The organism is Vibrio sp. 10N.286.51.B11 (assembly GCF_041469245.1).
GTDB classification, from domain to species: Bacteria; Pseudomonadota; Gammaproteobacteria; order Enterobacterales; family Vibrionaceae; genus Vibrio; species Vibrio crassostreae_C.
Genome location: NZ_JBFRKI010000019.1, coordinates 47,315 through 66,694, shown reverse-complemented (window position 1 = coordinate 66,694; position 19,380 = coordinate 47,315). Strand labels below are relative to the sequence as shown.

Below are 19,380 nucleotides of genomic sequence, written 5' to 3'. Positions count from 1 at the left end.
CAAAAACTTTTTGTCTTAACGATTGATAAAGATTACTTAAAACCTAGCAGCCGCTTGTTGTTAAGGTGAAGGCTGGTGTCGTGGTCTCTGTCGCTTCTTGGTACTCAAGGTAGCAGTTATCAGCCTGTTTTTTTCGGCTAGAAGGCGCATAAAGAATAATGCCATCATTCGCATCTGTGTTGGTAAAGAACCAGTCAGCTCGACCCGTATCCCAAACAGCATCTAGAAAGGTTGATTCGATGAGCTGTGACCAAGTTTGATCGTTCATCGCTGCAGGATAACCATAGACCACTGAGATATTGTCACCCTCAACATTAATCGATGCGCTAGCTGCTTTATCTAAGCCCAATGCTGATGTCTTACCATAAAGCATAGCACTTGCGCCCTCCATTCCGCCTTTAAGGCCGTTTAATGTCGAGATACGAGCATCGGTTTGAAGGTTGAGGAACTTAGAAGCTGCAGTGACCGACACAATACCTAGAATCACGATCACCACGACCAGCTCGATGATGGTGAAACCTCTTGAGCTGAACCTAAGCGCTGGTTGAGATGTGGTTGCTGGTGGAGCAACTGAGGTATTGTGTTTCATTGATACAACTTCTCTATTCAATGTGTAGGTCGAGCGGTGTCTTGCTGCTGCGTCCGCCAATCTCACGGGTTAACTTAGGTACTAGGTAGCCAGAAACCTCAGAGATTAATCCTTTAAAGTGATGCTTCGCCTCTTCATCTGAAATATAGAAGTGCGCTGCGCCCTGAACCTTATCAAGTACATGCATATAGTAAGGTAAAATACCGGCGTCGAATAGCTTTTCGCTTAATTCTTTCAATGAGTTAGCGCTGTTGTTTACGCCTTTAAGCATCACGCCTTGGTTGAGCAGAGTCGCACCACTTAACTTAAGCTTGTGGAAAGCTTGTTTGAGCTCTAAGTTAATTTCGTTGGCATGGTTAATATGGCTCACCATCACCACATTAAGGCGAGTTTGAGCTAACAATTGGCATAGTTCATCCGTTACTCGAGCGGGAATCACAACCGGTAATCGGCTATGAATTCGAACTGTTTTCACATGTGGAATTTGTGCGATAGCATGAATTAGCCACTCTAGTTCGCTGTCTTTTGCCATCAGTGGATCGCCACCCGACAAGATAACTTCGTTGATCTCTGGGTGAGCAGCCACATAGTCTAGGCTGGTTTGCCAAACAGACTTCGAGCCCTTGTTATCTTGGTAAGGGAAGTGACGACGGAAGCAGTAGCGGCAGTTAATCGCACAACCGCCTTTCACAATCATCAGTGCACGGTTCTTGTATTTGTGCAGTAGCCCAGGAATGGCGTTGTCTTGCTCTTCCAGTGGATCAGCGGAATAGCCTTGGTGTACCTCAAACTCTTCGCTTAGCGGTAAAATTTGTCGTAGCAATGGATCGTGTGGGTTGCCTTTTTCCATTCGTTCGACAAAGCTAAGAGGTACCCGAAGTGCAAATAACTCACGAGCAGCGAAGCCTGCTTGCCATGGTGTTGGGTCTATTTCCAATGCCTCAAGCAGTTTTGTCGGGTCAGAGATCGCATTCGATAGTTGTTTGAGCCAGTTTTGCTCAACAGATTCGACTTTTCGGGTTATGATATGCGGCATTGAAATTAACTCAAAGATGTGGAAGAGAAAATCATGGCGTCAGTAAGCACCAATGAATTCAAAGGCGGTTTAAAATTCATGATGGATAACGAGCCTTGCTCAATTATCGAAAATGAATACGTTAAGCCAGGTAAAGGCCAAGCGTTTAACCGTGTTAAACTTCGTAAACTGCTGTCAGGCAAAGTGTTAGAGAAAACATTTAAGTCAGGCGATACAGTAGAACTAGCGGACGTTGTAGACGTTGAACTAGGCTACCTATACAGCGATGGCGAATTCTACCACTTCATGAACAACGAAACATTCGAGCAAATCGCTGCTGATGCAAAAGCAGTAGGCGAGACTTCTAAATGGTTAGTTGAAAACGACGTATGTACTCTAACGTTGTGGAATGATAACCCTATCACAGTAACTCCACCAAACTTTGTTGAGATCGCAGTAACAGAAACCGATCCTGGCCTTAAAGGCGACACACAAGGTACTGGCGGTAAGCCTGCAACTCTAGCAACTGGCGCGGTAGTTCGCGTACCTCTATTCATCGCAATCGGTGAAGTTGTTAAAGTTGATACTCGTACTGGCGAATACGTTGGTCGTGTGAAGTAATTGACTTCAAGTATCTGAAAAAGGTCGCTTAGGCGGCCTTTTTTTGTATCCCAAGATCAGATTCGCGTAAACGAGATGCGGGATGCGAAGAGCTGGAAAATCAAGAGTGAGTAAGCCAGATGCGATTCACCTTGGTTACAAGGCTACATTATGTGATTAGTGTCATATTTTGGTTGTATTCTGGATGAAAATCAAAAATTTTATCTAACTTATAGATTTACAAGGTGTTTTTGGCGTTTATATATCGCAACAAAAATATCTCAATACAATATGTGGCTGTTTAGTATTGATTTTGTGAATGTGTGTGGTGGGAAGGGAAGCTGATTACAATATTGTTAGAATGAGTAGAGTCTACTAGCTTTATACGCGATGTTATTAAGCAACTATGTGGATATTAATATGAGACTTAATGCAATTACGTTGGCTCTTGGTTTGGTTAGTATCGTCGGGCTTTCAGGATGTGATGACGATGATACAACCGTGTCAACCACGACTCCGAGTGAGACTCCCTCGACTCCCAACTCCCCATCTGAAACGACTAAATACAGTGTGACTGCCATTGATGGTTATTTACGTCATGCTCGAATTTGGTTAGACCTTAACGGCAACTATGTTTTAGACGACGGTGAGCCTAATGCTATTTCTGGTGAGGGTGGTGTTGCAGATTTAGACGTCACCGATGTCGACAACCCTGAACAGTACCCTGTCGTTGTGCAAGCGATCTCCGGGCAGACGATTGATGAAGATGAACCTGATGTTACGGTGTCTGACGACTATATTATGTCAGCCCCTCCAGGTGAAAAAGATGTCACCCCTTTGAGTACGCTAGTTCACGTATTGATCGAGCAAAACACTACAGATTCTGACGATGCTGCTGCGGTTGAAGCAGCAAAGCAAGCTGCCATTCAGCAAGTCGCTGATCAGCTAGGCTTAGATGAAGATGAAATCTTAGGTGATTTTGTTGAGTCAGGTGTTGAGGCTGCCGCTTATGCCGCTGAAAACTTGGTTGATTCAAATGTTTTGCCTTCATCTCCTCAAGAGTTGCAAGAAGTTGCTGAAAGTGAAGATAAAGGGACTAAGTTTATCTCTGTGATTGCATCTGTGAATAATGAAATCAAAAAGAAAATTGAAGAAGTTGCAGGTGATAGCGATAAGACATTTGATAATGTTGGTGGTGCGACAGAGGGTGTCGATTTTTCTAATGACACAGATGATGACGGCGTCCCCAATGACTTAGATGACTTTCCGAATGATCCCGATGAAAGTCTGGACTCCGATGGTGATGAGATCGGTAATAATGCCGACCTAAATGATGATACGGTGGACGGAGAAGATGACATCTACCCTGATGCCAATGATGCGTTTCCAACGGATCGTTCTCGTGCTGGTGACCATGATTCGGATGGGGTAGACAGTATTGATGATGTCTTCCCACAAGATCCAACTGAGTGGGCTGATAATGACTCTGATGGCTATGGTGACAATCAAGATGTATTTGATAATGACCCAACCGAATGGGCAGATACGGACGGTGATGGTGTTGGTAATAATGCCGATAAATTCCCATCGGATCCCAACGAGTCCTTAGATACGGACGGTGATGGCGTTGGTAATAATGCCGATGAATTCCCAACCGATGCGACCGAATGGGCAGATACGGATGATGATGGCTTAGGCGATAACGAGGATGACCCGTATCCAAACGATACGGATAACGACAGTTACAACAATGATGTTGATGAATTCCCAACCGATGCGACCGAATGGGTCGATGTGGACGGTGATGGCGTTGGTAATAATGCCGATGTTCATCCAGAGGATGGAAATAAGTCAATTGCTGATGTTGTGGCCAATGTTAGTGCAACTGATGTAGCAATTTTCAACATAACAGATCGCGATATCATTACACTGGATATTGAGGTCGAAGAAATGGTTGAGACACTGAATAGCGGAGAGATTGTTACCACCATAACTACTCAATATATCACTGCTGATGACGTGGTATATGGCACGACACAAAGTGTCGATCACCTGTTAAATGATGACTTTACTCGTATCCAGATCTTTGCGTACGACTATAACCTCGATGGTACTGCACGTTACGAAGGCATGTCTCTTGAAATTGGTACTAGAACCGAAACAAGCGAGACGTATTGGCGCTATATCGATGAGGGTGATGCATCTCTTGAGGGCGGTTTCGGCGGTAATGGTCGTGTCTATGAACAAGGCGTAGCCTTAACATCTAGAGTTCACCCAAATGACTTATCTCAAATAGATACAATACATAGTGTATCAGTGGAATTTGAGGACGTCGCAGAGGGCGTTCAAGCGGTCGAAACGTTAACCGAATACACGGTAAATGGCTTTGATATCGACGATGTTCAAACCCATCAAGCTCAATGGGCTCAGACTTTAACCACTGTAACGCAGGATTACGTGCAGAGTTTCGTGGAGTCTAAGCAGGACTGGGGTGCAGACGGTTACATCAATGTTGAACTTCGATTTAATAATATCCCTGATGGTAGCTATGTCTACGAATATTCGACACCAATATGGGCAAACCCACAAGATGGTGAATTCCATGAGTACGCAGACGTTAACTTTAATGATGGCAAATGGGACGATCTTACAGCGTACTGGAATTACTACCGCAAAGAGGTACTGATTAATGGTGATGTTCTTGAAAGTGGAGAGCGTTCGGTTCTAGACGAGGAAACGAACACATTACTCATTGTCGATGGTGATCCAATCAATACCTTATTCCAAGAGTGGAATGCCGTCTCTCGTTCTGTCAGTGATGTGGAAGAAAATAAACACATAGAGTGGCAGCACTACCCATTAGCGGATTATTCATTTACGACTGACACTGATAATGTCGGACAGGCCTATCGCGTTTACCAGAAACAATCTAATGGCCTTTGGGTTGCTACCTCATTTGATGAGTGGGGAACACAAGCTGTTGTGGATCTACCACAACAGGTAGAGGATGCCCGTGTTGCTGGCACAGAGTTGGAGCTTATTGATGACCAAATCATTCCAGGCCTGAGCCGATACGCTACGCTGTTACCTACAAGCAGTTTCCAATACGATGACAATGGGCCAATTCAATGGCACGTCGTAACACAAGACTATCTGTTCACTGATACTGGTATTCCAACACTGGTTACACTGGATCTTGGTGATAGTGGTGTGGTTCCTGGTTCGTTTACCGGAGTGAATGATGTTGATATGGTGCTTATGGTTCCGGTCGTCGATAATCCTTGGTCTTGGTACGATGCCTACTATCGTAGGGGCATAGATACATGGGGCATGGATCTAACAGAAGGAGACTTTAGTTGGAACAATAGCCTAGGAATGTTCTTTTTAGACGAGACAGCAGCTCAAGACTATCTTACACAGGTTCTAAACCAAGATAGTGACGACGATGGCTTTAAAGACTACGAGGATGCTTTCCCTAATGATCCAAATGAATGGGATGATAGTGATGGTGACTATGTTGGCGACAATAGCGATGCCTTCCCTTATGACTCATTAGAGTGGGCGGATTCTGATAGTGATGGTTTAGGCGATAACCATGAGAATGCAACCGAAGGTTTAGATCCGAATAATGCTGATTCAGATGAAGACGGCGTTTATGACGGTGAAGACCTTTATCCAACCGACCCAAATAAGTGGACTATTACCGCCCAAGAGTTTGCGGAGCAAGAGGGGACTCTTTACGGATTCTTCAGCGATTGGAGCGAACTATCGTTCGTAGATATTCTGTTTAAAGAAACCTTGAGTTATGGCGGTGATACGTTAACCCTTACGGAACTCATACAGTACCGTGGTGATCAATCCTTTATCCAGCTACCACTTGAAGCTGAGGGGGACGTACAGCTCACTGAAAACGGCTGGCAAACTCCGGTAGGTTATACGATAGACTTCTCTGGAGAGCAACTTATTGCCTATCCAGAAGACAATTCCAGTTTCTATTATTCAGTAGAATCAGAAGTGGTAAACCTATCGGGTATGGCATTGTATGAAGTCTACTTTGAGTGGTTCGACTTCATGGAAGAGGCGAGGTTCGCTGAAGGCTCACAAGCGGTAATGTTTACCTTCTCTCCAGCCGTAAACCAGTACTTCCTATGGGAGGGTGGTAGTCCGTACGTGAGGTTCTCTGACGTCGGTTATGATACGGATGGTAGCTCTATTACAAGTCTGGACGACATTATTGTGTCGCAGTCGGTCGGTGAGTCGGTTTCCACAGATCTTACTACCTCTGTTGGCCTCTACCTAGACTTTGATATCGAGTTAGTGAGTGATGGCACGGCGCATTATTACTTCTTTGATTGGGACGCAGGAACGGCAAGTCGCGTCGCTACTGCGGATTACTTACGTTACACATTACACGGTGAAGATATCGTCGAATTTACCGTACCAGTTGAGGCTATGCCCTACATGGGAGAGGGGGATACGCCTACCATGATCTTTAGCATGTACAATGGTGAACTTACGGTAGGTGAGATTGAGGCGCCAAGTGCTGAACCGTCGGACGATACTATGTACGCTTTCAATGGTATTGCCGCACAGTCTATAGAAGATGGTGTAGTGTTGAGCGATTACCTATTTACCTGCTACTTGGGTGATAGCGATGATCAGTCAAGCCCAATCATGGCTGACTATGAGCTTGCGATTACGGATTGTGGCGGTCGAACTCACATTACCAGCGAAATGGTCGAGGGTCTAAACTTCCAACGCGTTAAAGGCAATGGAAATACTCGTGACTACTTGTTCAATGCTGATGGCACAGTGCATGTATTGAAGGGAGAGGGCGGTAACTATACTGACGATTGGGTCATAGAAGATGGCTTGGTTAAGATCAGCTATTCTGATGAATCGGAGAGCTTCACGACTTACTGGGCACTGTTAGATTCGTTGGATGATACGTGGTCAATCAAGTTCTATGAGAACGAAGTTGTGGACGGTCAATCAAGTAGCTATATCTGGATGGATACTATTATTCAACAAGATCGTCCGATTGTGCTTGAAGAGTGCTACATCGGTGATGCAGAACCTGTTGAGGGGCAACCTATCCCGAGTATGAGTGACTACGAAACGGCGATCACGGATTGTGGCGGTCGAACTCACATTACCAGTGAGATGGTCGAGGGTCTAAACTTCCAACGCGTTAAAGGCAATGGAGATACTCGTGATTACTTGTTCAATGCTGATGGTACTGTACATGTATTGAAGAGTGAGGGTGGTGACTATATCGATGACTGGGCCATAGAAGATGGCTTTATTAAGGTTAGCTATTCTGATGAATCGGAGAGCTTCACGACTTACTGGGCGTTATTAGAGTCAATGGAGCAAACTTGGTCAATTAAGTTCTTCGAGGAAGAAACGTTAGGCGGTGTGACTGAAAGTTGGATATGGGCAGATACCGTGGTGCAACAAGATAGAAACGCTCTGCAGTTTGACCCGACTAACTTGGTATTGATGGAGTACGATGGTAACACCCTCTTTTTCCATGATAACGGCAGTATGAGCTATATCGGCAATGATGGCACTGAGACCTATGGGAACAGTTGGATGAAAACTTCAGCTAATACCATGATGATAACTTATGAAGATACCTCAACCGAGCAATGGGTACTTTTATCACAAACTGATGATGAATTAACTATCTCTAGGGATGGTTCAGAGGAGGTGCTTACAAATGTTACCTACGAGGGAACAGTAACGGTCTGTGAGGATGGTGATTCACCGTGGGATGATTTTACGGACCAACCCTCTGACTTTGGCACTCGTTCGGACTATGACAGCGCAGTCGCCAACTGTACCGTTGGTGGTGCTCAGTTTATAGAGTCTGATTTCACAGGTAATGGCAGTGAAAGTTCTCGTTGGGAGCTCATCGATCTTTGGGAGATAAATGGCACCGTCATGGCTGTAGTTGAAGAAGAGGTTGTGTTCCATAGTAACGGTACTGGCTACTTTGACGATGATGAGGGATTGTTCGGGTTCGATTGGGTGATTTTGAATGGTGAGGTGACCTTAACCATAACCGAAGAGGAATTTATAGGAGCCAAAGACACCTGGAATAAGGTTGATCAAGATGGAGAGTATATTACGACTAAATCCTTCTGGAGCGATCCAACCTGGAGCAACCCTGCGCCGGCAGAGGGAGAAGCGGAGATAACCTCAGGTGTGATGCGATTTGTGGGGTTTGAATCGCCGTAACGCATATAGACTTATCATCTAGCATAGAATAAACGCCTAGGGTCAAACCTAGGCGTTTTCTATTTAACTGTTAAATCATAAAAATGAAGATAATAGACAGTGCGCTGATTAGGCCTGCAACGAAGTAGCAGCCAACTTTACCCGCAACACCGACATGGAACTTAAGGTCGTGCATGCCGTGGTGAAGACGGTGCATTGCGTGCCACATTGGCAGTGCTAGCGTACCGATGATGAATAGCGCACCGATAATGCTGGTGGCGAATTCAGACACACGCTCGTAGCTCATTGCGTCCGCATCGATGATGCCCATTGGCACTAAGATACCCAGCACTAAGATCGTGATTGGTGTGATCATCGCAAACCAAGTACCGCCAGCGCCAAATAGGCCCCACCAGATTGGCTCATCAGAGCGTTGTGGGTTGTGGTTAACAGGTTTTACTTTGTAATTTGTGTTCATAACGAAAGCTCCTTACACCACAACAAGAACGATTAAAGAAATAAAAGCCACCGCTGCCCACTGGGTCAGTACGATGATTTTTTTATCAACCAATTTGCCTTTAAGACGGATTGGCATTACTTGAGGCATCATGCTGAAGAAGGTTTGAGCGTGCAGCAAGCTGCCTAGCAGTGCCACGATGTTGATACCAACGACGATAGGGTTAGCCATAAAGCTCAACCAACCAGCCCAAGCTTCAGGGCCTTTCACTAGTGCACCCAAACCGAAGGTTAGGAACAGAGTGAATAAAATCAAAGGCAGTACAGTCGCTTCACGTAGCATGTAGAAGCGGTAGAACGGATGGTTGCTCCACCACGTTCTCTTCATCTCACGAACATAAGGCTTACGATTGCTCATATTATGCCTCCTCTGCTGTTTTTACTTGCGATCCGTCTGGCTTGAACATCGAGATAACGAAGTCCATTGAAGACTCAACTTTACCTTGGTTTACTGCAGCCGCTGGGTCTACTTTCTTCGGACAAACGTCAGAACAGTAACCTACAAACGTACAGCCCCAAGCGCCATTGTCGCCATTGATAAGCTTCATACGTTCAGCTTTACCATTGTCACGGCTATCTAGGTTGTAGCGGTGAGCAAGAGCAAGTGCCGCAGGGCCGATGAACTCAGGGTTTAGACCAAACTGAGGACATGCTGCGTAACACAAACCACAGTTGATGCAGCCAGCGAACTGCTTGTATTTCGCCATTTGCTCTGGAGTTTGGATGTTCGTGCCGTCTTCTGGCTTACGGTCGTTACCAATGATGTAAGGCTTGATTGCTTCAAGGCGCTCGATGAACGGCGTCATGTCGACAATCAAATCTTTTTCGATTGGGAAGTTAGCTAAAGGCTCAATCTTGAAGCCATTCGGGTAGTCACGTAAGAAGCTCTTACACGCCAGTTTTGGCACGCCATCAACCATGATGCCGCAAGAACCACAAATCGCCATACGACAAGACCAACGGTAAGACAGGTCTTTATCTAGGTTGTCTTTGATGTAACCGATCGCATCAAGTACTGACATGGTTTCATCAAACGGAACTTCAAAGGTTTGAAAGTGAGGTTCTGCATCGTGCTCAGGGTCATAACGCAGGATTTCAATTTTTTGGATTCGATTCGCTGACATTATGCTTGCTCCTCTTCGCTCTTCTTAGCATTCTCTTCTGCTGCTTTTTCAGCGGCAGCGGCTTTCTCTGCAGCTTCACCGTACAGACGAGCTTTAGGTTGAGATTTGGTGATCTTAACGCCGCTGTAGTCGATGGTTGGTGCTGCATCTTCGTTGTAGAAAGATAGAGAGTGTTTCAGGAAGTTCACGTCATCACGTTCTGTGCAGTTGTCGTCTAGACGTTGGTGTGCACCGCGAGACTCTTTACGAAGAATCGCTGAGTGAACCATCGCTTCTGCAACTTCAAGGCCGTAACCCACTTCGATAGCGTAAAGTAGGTCAGTGTTGAATACTTTTCCTTTGTCTTTAATGCTGATCTTCTTGTAGCGCGCTTTCAGTTCAGTGATTTTGTCGATGGTTTCTTGCATCAAGTCTTCTTGACGGTAGATACCACAACCCGCTTCCATGGTGTGACCCATTTCAGTACGGATATCAGCCCAGTTCTCATCGCCTTCTTGGTTTAGTAGACCTGCGATGCGCTCTTCAACCGCTTTCACTTGCTTAGCGATAGACTCTTCGTTCCAGCCTTTGAATTCAGCAGCGCGTTTCACCGCTTCTTCACCAGCAACGCGGCCAAATACTACGAACTCAGCCAGTGAGTTAGAACCTAGACGGTTTGCACCGTGCAGACCAACTGAAGCACATTCACCAACAGCGAATAGGCCTTTAATGCGAGTTTCACAGGTACCGTTAGTTTCAATACCACCCATGGTGTAGTGAACGGTCGGGCGAATCGGGATTGGCTCTTTTGCTGGGTCGACGTTTACGTACGCTTTTGCAAGCTCACAGATGAACGGAAGACGCTCTTGCAGGTACTCTTCACCAAGGTGGCGAAGGTCAAGGTGTACGACATCACCAAGTGGGTGCTTGATGGTGTTGCCTTTCTGCTGCTCGTGCCAGAATGCTTGAGAAACTTTGTCACGAGGACCCAGTTCCATGTATTTGTTTTTCGGCTCGCCCACTGGAGTTTCAGGGCCCATGCCGTAATCTTGCAGGTAACGGTAGCCGTTCTTGTTGACGATGATACCGCCTTCACCACGACAACCTTCGGTCATCAAGATGCCAGTGCCCGGTAGGCCTGTTGGGTGGTATTGAACGAACTCCATATCACGCAGTGGTACACCGTGGCGATAAGCCATTGCCATACCGTCGCCAGTTACGATGCCGCCGTTGGTATTACAGTGGTAAACACGACCTGCGCCGCCGGTTGCTAGAACAACAGATTTTGCTTTGATGGTAACAAGCTCACCTTCAGACATGTGAATCGCGATTAGGCCTTGTACTTCGCCATCTTCAACGCCGCTCTGGTTTTCTACGAGAAGGTCCACCACAAAGTACTCATCAAATCGTTTGATTGTGTCGTACTTCATCGAAGTCTGGAACAGAGTATGAAGCATGTGGAAGCCGGTTTTATCCGCTGCGAACCACGTTCTCTCTACCTTCATACCGCCGAATCGGCGTACGTTTACTTCACCGTTTTCTTTACGACTCCATGGGCAGCCCCATTGTTCCATTTGGATCATTTCGCGAGTCGAGTTTTCAACAAAGTATTCAACAACATCCTGTTCACATAGCCAGTCGCCACCGCCAACAGTATCGTTGAAGTGGTTATCTAGGCTATCTTCGTCTTTAATTACCGCTGCTGAACCGCCTTCTGCCGCTACCGTGTGCGAACGCATTGGGTAAACTTTAGAAATCAGTGCTACTTCCAGTTCAGGATTAGCTTCAGCTGCTGCAATTGCTGTACGAAGACCAGCGCCGCCTGCGCCGATGACTGCGATATCTGTGGTAATTGTCTTCACAGTTATTCTCCAGTGTGATGCGGAGTATTCCGCTTGTTATTATAAAAAGCATTTAGAGAGTACTTAAACGGCATCAACCGTTTATCACCCCTAAGCCTTAAGTGGTAGGTTCAGTGTAAGAGAGGAAGGTATTCGAAAAGTTGATGCATTTGGGTTTTTAGGTCGGTAGTGCATATGGAGGCATAGAAATTATAGGTTATGTGACTGCAATCACGGCAATGAATTGTTGATAACGATTAGCCCACAAGACTTGTGTTAACGGCTTGTTGAGTATGATTTTTGTTATCAATGTGGATGTGAAAGCTGTATTGATAATTGTATTGTAGAACGTAATTTTCTGGCTTCATTAAAGCAACATTTTGCTTCCATCTATAGAAAGATAGAAGCTTACAAAAGAGGCGAAAGGTGGTAATTTCCGTCGCCTAGAATTCAGTAATATGGAACTTAATAATGCACTCAACATGGCAACCAGCCGCAACCATTAAGCAGTTAAAGCAACGTGCTGATATCCTTAATCAAATTCGTCAGTTCTTTGCTGAGCGAAACGTGATGGAAGTGGATACGCCTGCGATGAGCCACGCCACGGTGACGGACGTGCATTTGCATACTTTCAAAACTGAATTCGTAGGGCCGGGTTATGCGCACGGTCAGCCTCTGTTCTTTATGACTAGCCCTGAGTTTCATATGAAACGTCTATTAGCGGCGGGCAGTGGCTGTATTTACCAAATTTGTAAGTCTTTCCGTAACGAAGAAAATGGCCGTTACCACAACCCTGAGTTCACCATGTTGGAGTGGTATCGCGTTGGCTTTGATCATCATGACCTGATGGATGAAATGGATTCGCTGTTACAGCAGGTACTTAAATCGGGCTCAGCAGAGCGAATGACTTACCAACAAGCCTTTATTGACGTGTTAGGTGTGTGTCCACTGGAAGATTCGATGGCTACGCTAAAGCAAGCCGCAGCAAAACTTGGGCTCAGCGACATTGCAGATCCAGAACAAGACCGTGACACCTTGCTGCAGTTGCTGTTTAGTATTGGGGTGGAAGCGAAGATAGGGCAACAAGTGCCTGCGTTTGTTTATGACTTTCCGGCTTCACAAGCTGCATTAGCCAAGATTAACCCTGAGGACCCGCGAGTGGCGGATCGCTTTGAGGTGTACTTTAAAGGGATTGAATTGGCAAACGGCTTCCATGAATTAGATAAGCCACAAGAGCAGCTCAAGCGCTTTGAAGATGACAATGCCAAACGTATTGAGATGGGCTTATCGCCTCAACCGATTGACCATCACTTGATTGAGGCATTAAAAGCGGGCTTACCAGACTGTGCGGGTGTTGCTTTAGGTATTGATCGTCTGATCATGCTGGCGTTAGGTTATGACCACATCGATGACGTGACGGCTTTTCCTTTCCCGCGCTCTTAGCTCTCTATTCAGTTAGTCTTACTTACTGTTTGGCTAACTGACCAGAATCCCAGTGCCACTATCTTACTAGGATACCAGTGCCAATAACGGCAACAATGGCACCGATCCAAGCGTAGGCATTTGGTCTCTGTTTGGTGTACAGCCAAAGTATTGGTAACAACATGATTGGTGTGGTTGAAGATAACAGAGCAACCATGCCGACATTGCCTTCCTGAAGCGCATACAAGATCAGCGTCATTCCCACCGCCATCGCTAAAAATCCGTTCACTGCGGTAATCGCAAATATTTGACCATTCATCGGGTTGATTGCGCGTGAGAGCTTAGCGCCAGTTAGACGAAATGCGGAGTGAGCAACAAAAGCGGTGATCATACGAATTGCTGAAGCGGCAACAGGGTCTATGCTGGTTTGCATCACGGGTTTTGCGATGATCCCACCTAATGCTTGGCAGATAGCCGCTGTGATTCCGAGAGCTACACCAATCCACACGGTGCCCTTGATGGTTTCGAGTTGGTTGTTGGCTTGTCCTCGACGACCAAAGAATATCGCGGTTAAAACGCCGCTAAACACCAAAGCCGAGCCAATCAGCTCCACCGAAGTCATGCTTTCGCTAAATAGGAAGTAACCAAGAATTGCCGAGAACACGGCGTGACAAGAGAACAGCAAACCTGCTTGGCGCGGTCCCATTCGATTCAAACAGGCAAATAGGGCGGTATCACCAATGAAGATGCCAATTAGCCCAGACAGCATCATCGGCGTGACTAGGTCTGCTTCGACCGTTGACCAGCCACCAGTAAACCAAGCCATGCTCGATAAGATGATAGCAGTGCAACCCATGCGCCAACGGCTATAGGCGAAAGAACCTAAGTGTTGAGCAGGCTTTACTGACATCAGGCTCGCGATGGCCCAAAGAAAAGCGGCAGCAAGAGCCAGCCATTCGAATCCCATTGAAGTGTACGTCCGTGTCAAAATGTAGAAGTGGGGGATTCAATATGCACTAAACCTTCCAGATAGCAAAGACGTGATTACTATCTGGAAGGGCATTAGTAGGGATTAACGTGCTAGGTGATAATAAACAGCGCGAGGTAGACCATTGACAAGCCGACAATTCCTAAGATGATGCCCATCTTCGCCATGTCTTTGCTTTCGATAAGTCCGGTCGAGTAAGCCAGTGAGTTTGGTGGTGTCGATACTGGTAAAATCATACCAAGTGATGCTGAGAAGGCGACCACAACCAGCAAGCCCTGTAGACCACCAATCGCAACTAGGCTTTCCATCGATGCACCAATCGCAGCGGCTATTGGCATCAGTAAGTTGGCAGTCGCGGTGTTCGACATGAAGTTCGCCATTAACCAACACACGATAGACAATGTCAGTACCACAGCAGCAGGTGAGAGCGATTCATAGTCAATTGCGTGTGCGAGTGCAGCGGCTAAGCCTGTTTTATCTAAGCCAATACCAATCGCAATACCACCTGCGACCAGCCACAACACATCCCAGTTAATCAGCTTGAGCTCTTCTTTACCCATGATGCCAGTGAGCGTAAACACAGCCAATGGAATGATAGACACGACATAGGTGTTCATGCCATGCAGTTTGGTGGTCATCCACAATAAGATTGTCGCAGCGAAGGTGATGTAAACCACAATCGCTCGCCAGCTCTTTCTAAATTGTCCATCGAGCTTGAGCACCATGTTTCTTTCTTTAGAAGGGAAGAGTTTTTGTAGAAGAAACCAAGCGATGGTGAGTTGGATGATCACAAAGGGTAAGCCCATCATCATCCAGCTGAGGAAGTCGATGGTATTTTCACCCGTTAGGTATTGCAGCGCGATGGCATTGGGCGGTGTACCGATTGGGGTTGCGATACCGCCAGTATTGGCAGCAATTGGAATACACAACACGAGCGCTTTGATACCCATATCGCCTTTTGGTGCAGATGCCACGATAGGGCCGAGCAGTGCAAGCATCATTACCGTCGTTGCGGTATTTGACATGAACATTGAGAACACGGCGGTGATCAGCATTAAGCCGAGCATAATGAAGCGCGGTTCTGTACCAAATGGTTTAAGTAGCACTCGAGCTAGGTTGTTATCGAGTTCGTACTTGGATGCGGATATCGCAAGAGCAAAGCCACCCATGAAAAGGATGATGATTGGTGATGAAAATGCACCGAAGATGTCGGTATATTTGATTAACTCACCGAGATCGTGCCCCGCTGGTGGATTTCTAAATAGGTGTAAACCTTTGTCAGATATCATCACCAGTTCAAGCGCAATGATCAAAATGGAAGTGGCGAATACCGGAACAGGTTCAAGCACCCACAGCAGGGCTGCTAATAAGAATATCGCCAACAGGCGGTGTTGAATCAGCGTGAGATCATCGATTGGTATTGAATCTATCGGCATGAATAACACGCCTAAGGGAATCGCAAAACAAATCAACAGCTTGACCAGAACGCCAACATTGAGTTTAGGCATGTACAAAGACCCTATAAATAAAATATCTTCAAATAGAGTAAGTTATCTGGATTTCTGGTACTTGGAGACGGGTTGGAAAATCAAAAAGTTGTTTAAGGTTTCGACAGTTGTTTTGTTTTTGGTCAATCTTTTATCTGGGCAATTAGAGACAAGAGTGAGAAGCAGCAGGTGGCTGGGCAGGGTTTGAAAGATTGAGTTGTTAGAGCTTGAGTAGCAAATGAATCGGTAGAGTTAAGAAAAAGGCGCGTTCTTCTCTGAAATAGAAAAAGTAACGCGCCTTGAAAGCTTAAATGAGTTAACTCAAATTGTTAAGCTTGGTCAGTGTTCTCAGCAGAATCGGTAACAACATCGTCATTTGCTTGCGCTTCTTTGCCAGCAATGTGCGCGAAAGGTGTACCAAGAACCGTTTTCTCGCCATTTTGCATAGTGTCGTCAAACTTGATCGCATCTTTAGCGAACAGGTTGATAACGGTTGAACCAAGCTTAAAGCGGCCCATCTCTTCGCCTTTCTTCAAGATGATTGCTTTGTCACCTTGTGCAGGGTAATCCCATTTGTAAACCGAGTTACCACGAGGTGGGGTGATGGTACCTGCCCATACTTGCTCGATGCTACCTACGATCGTTGCGCCAACCAGCACTTGTGCCATTGGGCCAAATTCCGTATCGAAGATACAAACGACACGCTCATTACGTGCGAATAGGTTTGGAACGTTTTCTGCCGTTAACGGGTTAACTGAGAAAAGGTCACCCGGAACGTAGATCATCTGGCGCAGTGTGCCGTCGCATGGCATGTGCACGCGGTGGTAATCACTTGGAGACAGGTAAAGCGTTGCGAATTCACCGTCTTTAAACTCATCCGCTAGCGCAGCATCACCACCCAATAGCTCGCGAGCTGAGTAGTTATGGCCTTTCGCTTGAATCAGTTGACCGTCAGTAATTGGGCCAAATTGGCTTACACGTGCATCTGCAGGGTGAACAATAACAGACTCCCCTTCAGCGATAGGGCGCATGCCTTCTTTCAATTCACGCACGAAGAATTCATTGAATGTTTTAAAGTGTTTTGGATCGCTATGCAGAGCTTCATCCATGTTCACTTTGTATTGCTTGATGAACCAGTTGATGATCGCTGTCGTTAAGCCGCCCGCTTTAGCAGACGCAAGTTTGCCGACTAGGCGAGTTAATCCATGTTGTGGAATCCAGTACTGCAATCCAACTTTAATCTTATCCATTGTATTAATTTTCCAATGCTAATTGTTTTTCAATTAAATCTGTCGATGACGGTTTAGGGCGCGAGATGTTACTTAAATTCGCGCCAATTGTCAGTAAATGCACACATTTGTTCACAAAAACGCGATTAGAGATCGGCTTTTTTGTTGCGTGAATACTGACGGTTATCTTTGTTACTCGCCATGCTTTCAATGATGCGGTGGTAGTTGTCGAAACGTAATCGACTGATCTTTCCGTTTTCTACCGCTTCGCGCAGGATGCAGCCTGGGTCATCAATGTGTTTACAGTCACGGAACTTACAACCGCCAAGGTAAGGCTTGAACTCGATAAAGGCTTCAGTGATTTCGTCGGCCTCTAGGTGCCATAGGCCGAATTCACGCACTCCTGGTGAATCAATCAGATCACCACCAGAAGGGAAGTGGTATAAACGAGCTGCCGTGGTTGTGTGCTGACCAAGACCTGAGTTCTCAGAGACTTCGCCTTCTTCAATGTCTAGCGTAGGCATTAATGCATTCACTAGGCTTGATTTACCCACACCCGATTGACCAACAAAGATGTTGATACGGTCTTTGAGTTCAGCTTCCAGCTCTTTGATGCCGTAGCCAGACTCTTTACTCACGAACATCACTTTATAGCCGATCTTCTCGTACTCTTTAAGTGTTTCACGGTATTCAGCAATCTGCTCATCAGTCAGTAGATCGACCTTGTTCAGTACAACAAGCGGCGCGATGTTTACCGTTTCTGAAGCAATTAGGTAACGGTCGATAATATTAAGTGATAGCTCTGGTAGCACAGCCGATACGATAACCATTTGGTCGACGTTCGCAGCTACTGGCTTTAGGCCATCGTAGTAATCAGGGCGAGTCAGCATTGAAGTTCTCGGCTCAACCGCTTCCACAACGCCAGAAATACCGGCCATTGATTCTAAGCCTGCGCGCCAAGTCACTCGGTCACCAGAAACTAAAGTCTCGATACTACGGCGTAAGTTACAACGATGAACTTCGTTAGTTTCAAGATCTTCGATATCAGCATGTTGGCCAAAGCGCGTAATCACGAGTCCGCTTTTGGTTCCGCCAAGCATGTTCTCATCCCATTGGATAGAATCTTCTTTCTTGAGTCGCTTGTTCTGGTTGCTACGTACACGACGTACTTGACCTTTGGTTAACTTCTTTTTTTTAGCCACAATTTTTCACTTAACACATCTAACTTGATGATTGGGGACTCAAACAGGATGTTGCTGGTACCACGTGATTTCGATGGTCCTAAAGCTAGTTTGAGTATAGTTATTTGGGTATAGTACCTCTTTTACACATAAACAAATAGGCGACGCCTTATGTCCTTTAGCGATCAGAACCTTATTTGGGTTGATCTAGAGATGACAGGACTTGATCCTGAAACTCATAAAATCATTGAAATTGCTACTATCGTTACTGATAGTGAGCTTAACATCCTGGCTGAAGGACCTGTTTTGGCTATTCACCAACCTCAGAGTGAATTGGACAAGATGGACGAGTGGTGTACAACGACTCACACTGGCAGCGGCCTCGTGAAGCGAATTCAAGAAAGCACGGTTTCAGAGCAAGATGCCATCCAACAAACCATTGAGTTTCTTGAAAAATGGGTACCAAAAGGTAAGTCACCAATTTGTGGCAACAGCATTGGTCAAGACCGTCGTTTCCTATACAAGCACATGCCAGAGTTAGAAGAGTACTTCCACTACCGCTATGTTGACGTAAGCACTCTGAAAGAGCTGACTCGTCGTTGGAAACCTGAAGTGTTAGATGGTTTTTCTAAGTCGGGAAGTCACCTTGCGTTAGACGATATTCGAGAGTCGATCGCCGAGCTGCAGTACTACCGAAAAACGATTATTAACATCTAGTCGAATAAAATGATCACGTTTATCTAACTTTTCAGGGACATAAGAGCCGTTTTTTTTGCAAATCTGTGTGCTTTTACAGCAGTTGAGTAAAAAGTTTCGTAATTTTGCATTAAGGACTTGCATCACAAAAAAATGCTCTTATAATTCGCAGCCCTGAACGGAGAAAGACGTTTTCAGATTGCGATACTAGCTCAGTTGGTAGAGCGCAACCTTGCCAAGGTTGAGGTCATCGGTTCGAACCCGATGTATCGCTCCAATTTGTAGGTTACGGCGAAAGCGGTAATCGAAAGGTGAAAGACCTTTTATAATGCGATACTAGCTCAGTTGGTAGAGCGCAACCTTGCCAAGGTTGAGGTCATCGGTTCGAACCCGATGTATCGCTCCAAATTCTATTCTTAGAGCTTTGCTCAGAATGAAAATGGTTTAGTCTCATTGTCTTAAACAATGCATCCGGACGCGGGATGGAGCAG

General features: G+C 45.8%; 14 protein-coding genes and 2 tRNA genes. 6 read left to right on the top strand and 10 right to left on the bottom strand.

Translation table 11 applies throughout. The annotated features are described in order from the left end of the window. Window positions 1-43: 43 nt before the first annotated feature. Window positions 44-589: a prepilin-type N-terminal cleavage/methylation domain-containing protein gene (locus AB4154_RS10350; RefSeq protein WP_017067163.1), complete on the bottom strand. Its 546-nt coding sequence runs from the start codon at window positions 587-589 to the stop codon at window positions 44-46. Window positions 590-602: 13 nt separating this feature from the next. Continuing rightward, on the bottom strand, window positions 603-1,625 hold the full coding sequence (gene epmB / locus AB4154_RS10345; protein ID WP_136987099.1) for an EF-P beta-lysylation protein EpmB: 1,023 nt from the start codon (window positions 1,623-1,625) through the stop codon (window positions 603-605). Between the two features lie 33 nt (window positions 1,626-1,658). Between epmB and efp the strand changes: the two genes are divergently transcribed. Both efp and AB4154_RS10335 read left to right on the top strand, forming a co-directional pair. Next, the gene (gene efp / locus AB4154_RS10340) at window positions 1,659-2,225 is read left to right on the top strand and encodes an elongation factor P (protein WP_017067165.1); all 567 of its coding nucleotides are present in this window, start codon (window positions 1,659-1,661) and stop codon (window positions 2,223-2,225) included. 399 nt (window positions 2,226-2,624) lie between these two features. Then, window positions 2,625-8,447: a hypothetical protein gene (locus AB4154_RS10335; RefSeq protein WP_372122893.1), complete on the top strand. Its 5,823-nt coding sequence runs from the start codon at window positions 2,625-2,627 to the stop codon at window positions 8,445-8,447. Between the two features lie 70 nt (window positions 8,448-8,517). Here AB4154_RS10335 and frdD read toward each other — a convergent pair whose 3' ends face one another. From frdD to frdA, 4 genes are read right to left on the bottom strand one after another with little or no spacing between them, the layout of a single operon-like run. Next, window positions 8,518-8,904, bottom strand: a complete 387-nt coding sequence (frdD, locus tag AB4154_RS10330) for a fumarate reductase subunit FrdD (protein ID WP_065677187.1) — start codon at window positions 8,902-8,904, stop codon at window positions 8,518-8,520. Between the two features lie 12 nt (window positions 8,905-8,916). After that, window positions 8,917-9,300, bottom strand: coding sequence for a fumarate reductase subunit FrdC (frdC, locus tag AB4154_RS10325; protein ID WP_017061300.1), 384 nt, complete (start codon window positions 9,298-9,300; stop codon window positions 8,917-8,919). A gap of 1 nt (window position 9,301) precedes the next feature. Next, a complete protein-coding gene (locus AB4154_RS10320) occupies window positions 9,302-10,066 on the bottom strand; it encodes a succinate dehydrogenase/fumarate reductase iron-sulfur subunit (protein ID WP_009847917.1) in 765 nt (254 codons plus the stop codon). Then, window positions 10,066-11,907 carry a fumarate reductase (quinol) flavoprotein subunit gene (gene frdA / locus AB4154_RS10315; protein ID WP_372122891.1) on the bottom strand — a complete coding sequence of 614 codons (1,842 nt, stop codon included), beginning with the start codon at window positions 11,905-11,907 and terminating at the stop codon, window positions 10,066-10,068. Before frdA ends, AB4154_RS10320 begins: the two co-directional genes overlap by 1 nt. Window positions 11,908-12,357: 450 nt before the next feature. Between frdA and epmA the strand changes: the two genes are divergently transcribed. Beyond that, window positions 12,358-13,329 (top strand): elongation factor P--(R)-beta-lysine ligase, encoded by a 972-nt coding sequence (gene epmA / locus AB4154_RS10310; protein ID WP_372122889.1) that lies wholly within the window; start codon window positions 12,358-12,360, stop codon window positions 13,327-13,329. A 58-nt stretch (window positions 13,330-13,387) separates the two neighbouring features. On the opposite strand, the gene AB4154_RS10305 is transcribed toward epmA, so the two are convergent. The 4 genes from AB4154_RS10305 to rsgA form a co-directional block, all read right to left on the bottom strand. After that, window positions 13,388-14,275, bottom strand: a complete 888-nt coding sequence (locus AB4154_RS10305) for a DMT family transporter (protein ID WP_017063171.1) — start codon at window positions 14,273-14,275, stop codon at window positions 13,388-13,390. 113 nt (window positions 14,276-14,388) lie between these two features. Continuing rightward, complete coding sequence (locus tag AB4154_RS10300; RefSeq protein WP_372122887.1) at window positions 14,389-15,804, bottom strand: DASS family sodium-coupled anion symporter; 1,416 nt, start codon at window positions 15,802-15,804, stop codon at window positions 14,389-14,391. A gap of 308 nt (window positions 15,805-16,112) precedes the next feature. Next, window positions 16,113-17,033, bottom strand: coding sequence for an archaetidylserine decarboxylase (asd, locus tag AB4154_RS10295; protein ID WP_017063172.1), 921 nt, complete (start codon window positions 17,031-17,033; stop codon window positions 16,113-16,115). A 125-nt stretch (window positions 17,034-17,158) separates the two neighbouring features. Further along, the gene (gene rsgA / locus AB4154_RS10290; protein ID WP_017061306.1) at window positions 17,159-18,214 is read right to left on the bottom strand and encodes a small ribosomal subunit biogenesis GTPase RsgA; all 1,056 of its coding nucleotides are present in this window, start codon (window positions 18,212-18,214) and stop codon (window positions 17,159-17,161) included. 150 nt (window positions 18,215-18,364) lie between these two features. Between rsgA and orn the strand changes: the two genes are divergently transcribed. The 3 genes from orn to AB4154_RS10275 all read left to right on the top strand — a co-directional run bounded on the left by orn (window position 18,365) and on the right by AB4154_RS10275 (window position 19,295). Then, window positions 18,365-18,910: an oligoribonuclease gene (orn, locus tag AB4154_RS10285; protein ID WP_010434065.1), complete on the top strand. Its 546-nt coding sequence runs from the start codon at window positions 18,365-18,367 to the stop codon at window positions 18,908-18,910. Between the two features lie 180 nt (window positions 18,911-19,090). Beyond that, a tRNA-Gly gene (locus tag AB4154_RS10280) sits at window positions 19,091-19,166 on the top strand. Window positions 19,167-19,219: 53 nt separating this feature from the next. Further along, window positions 19,220-19,295 (top strand) — tRNA-Gly (locus tag AB4154_RS10275). Window positions 19,296-19,380: the final 85 nt, after the last annotated feature.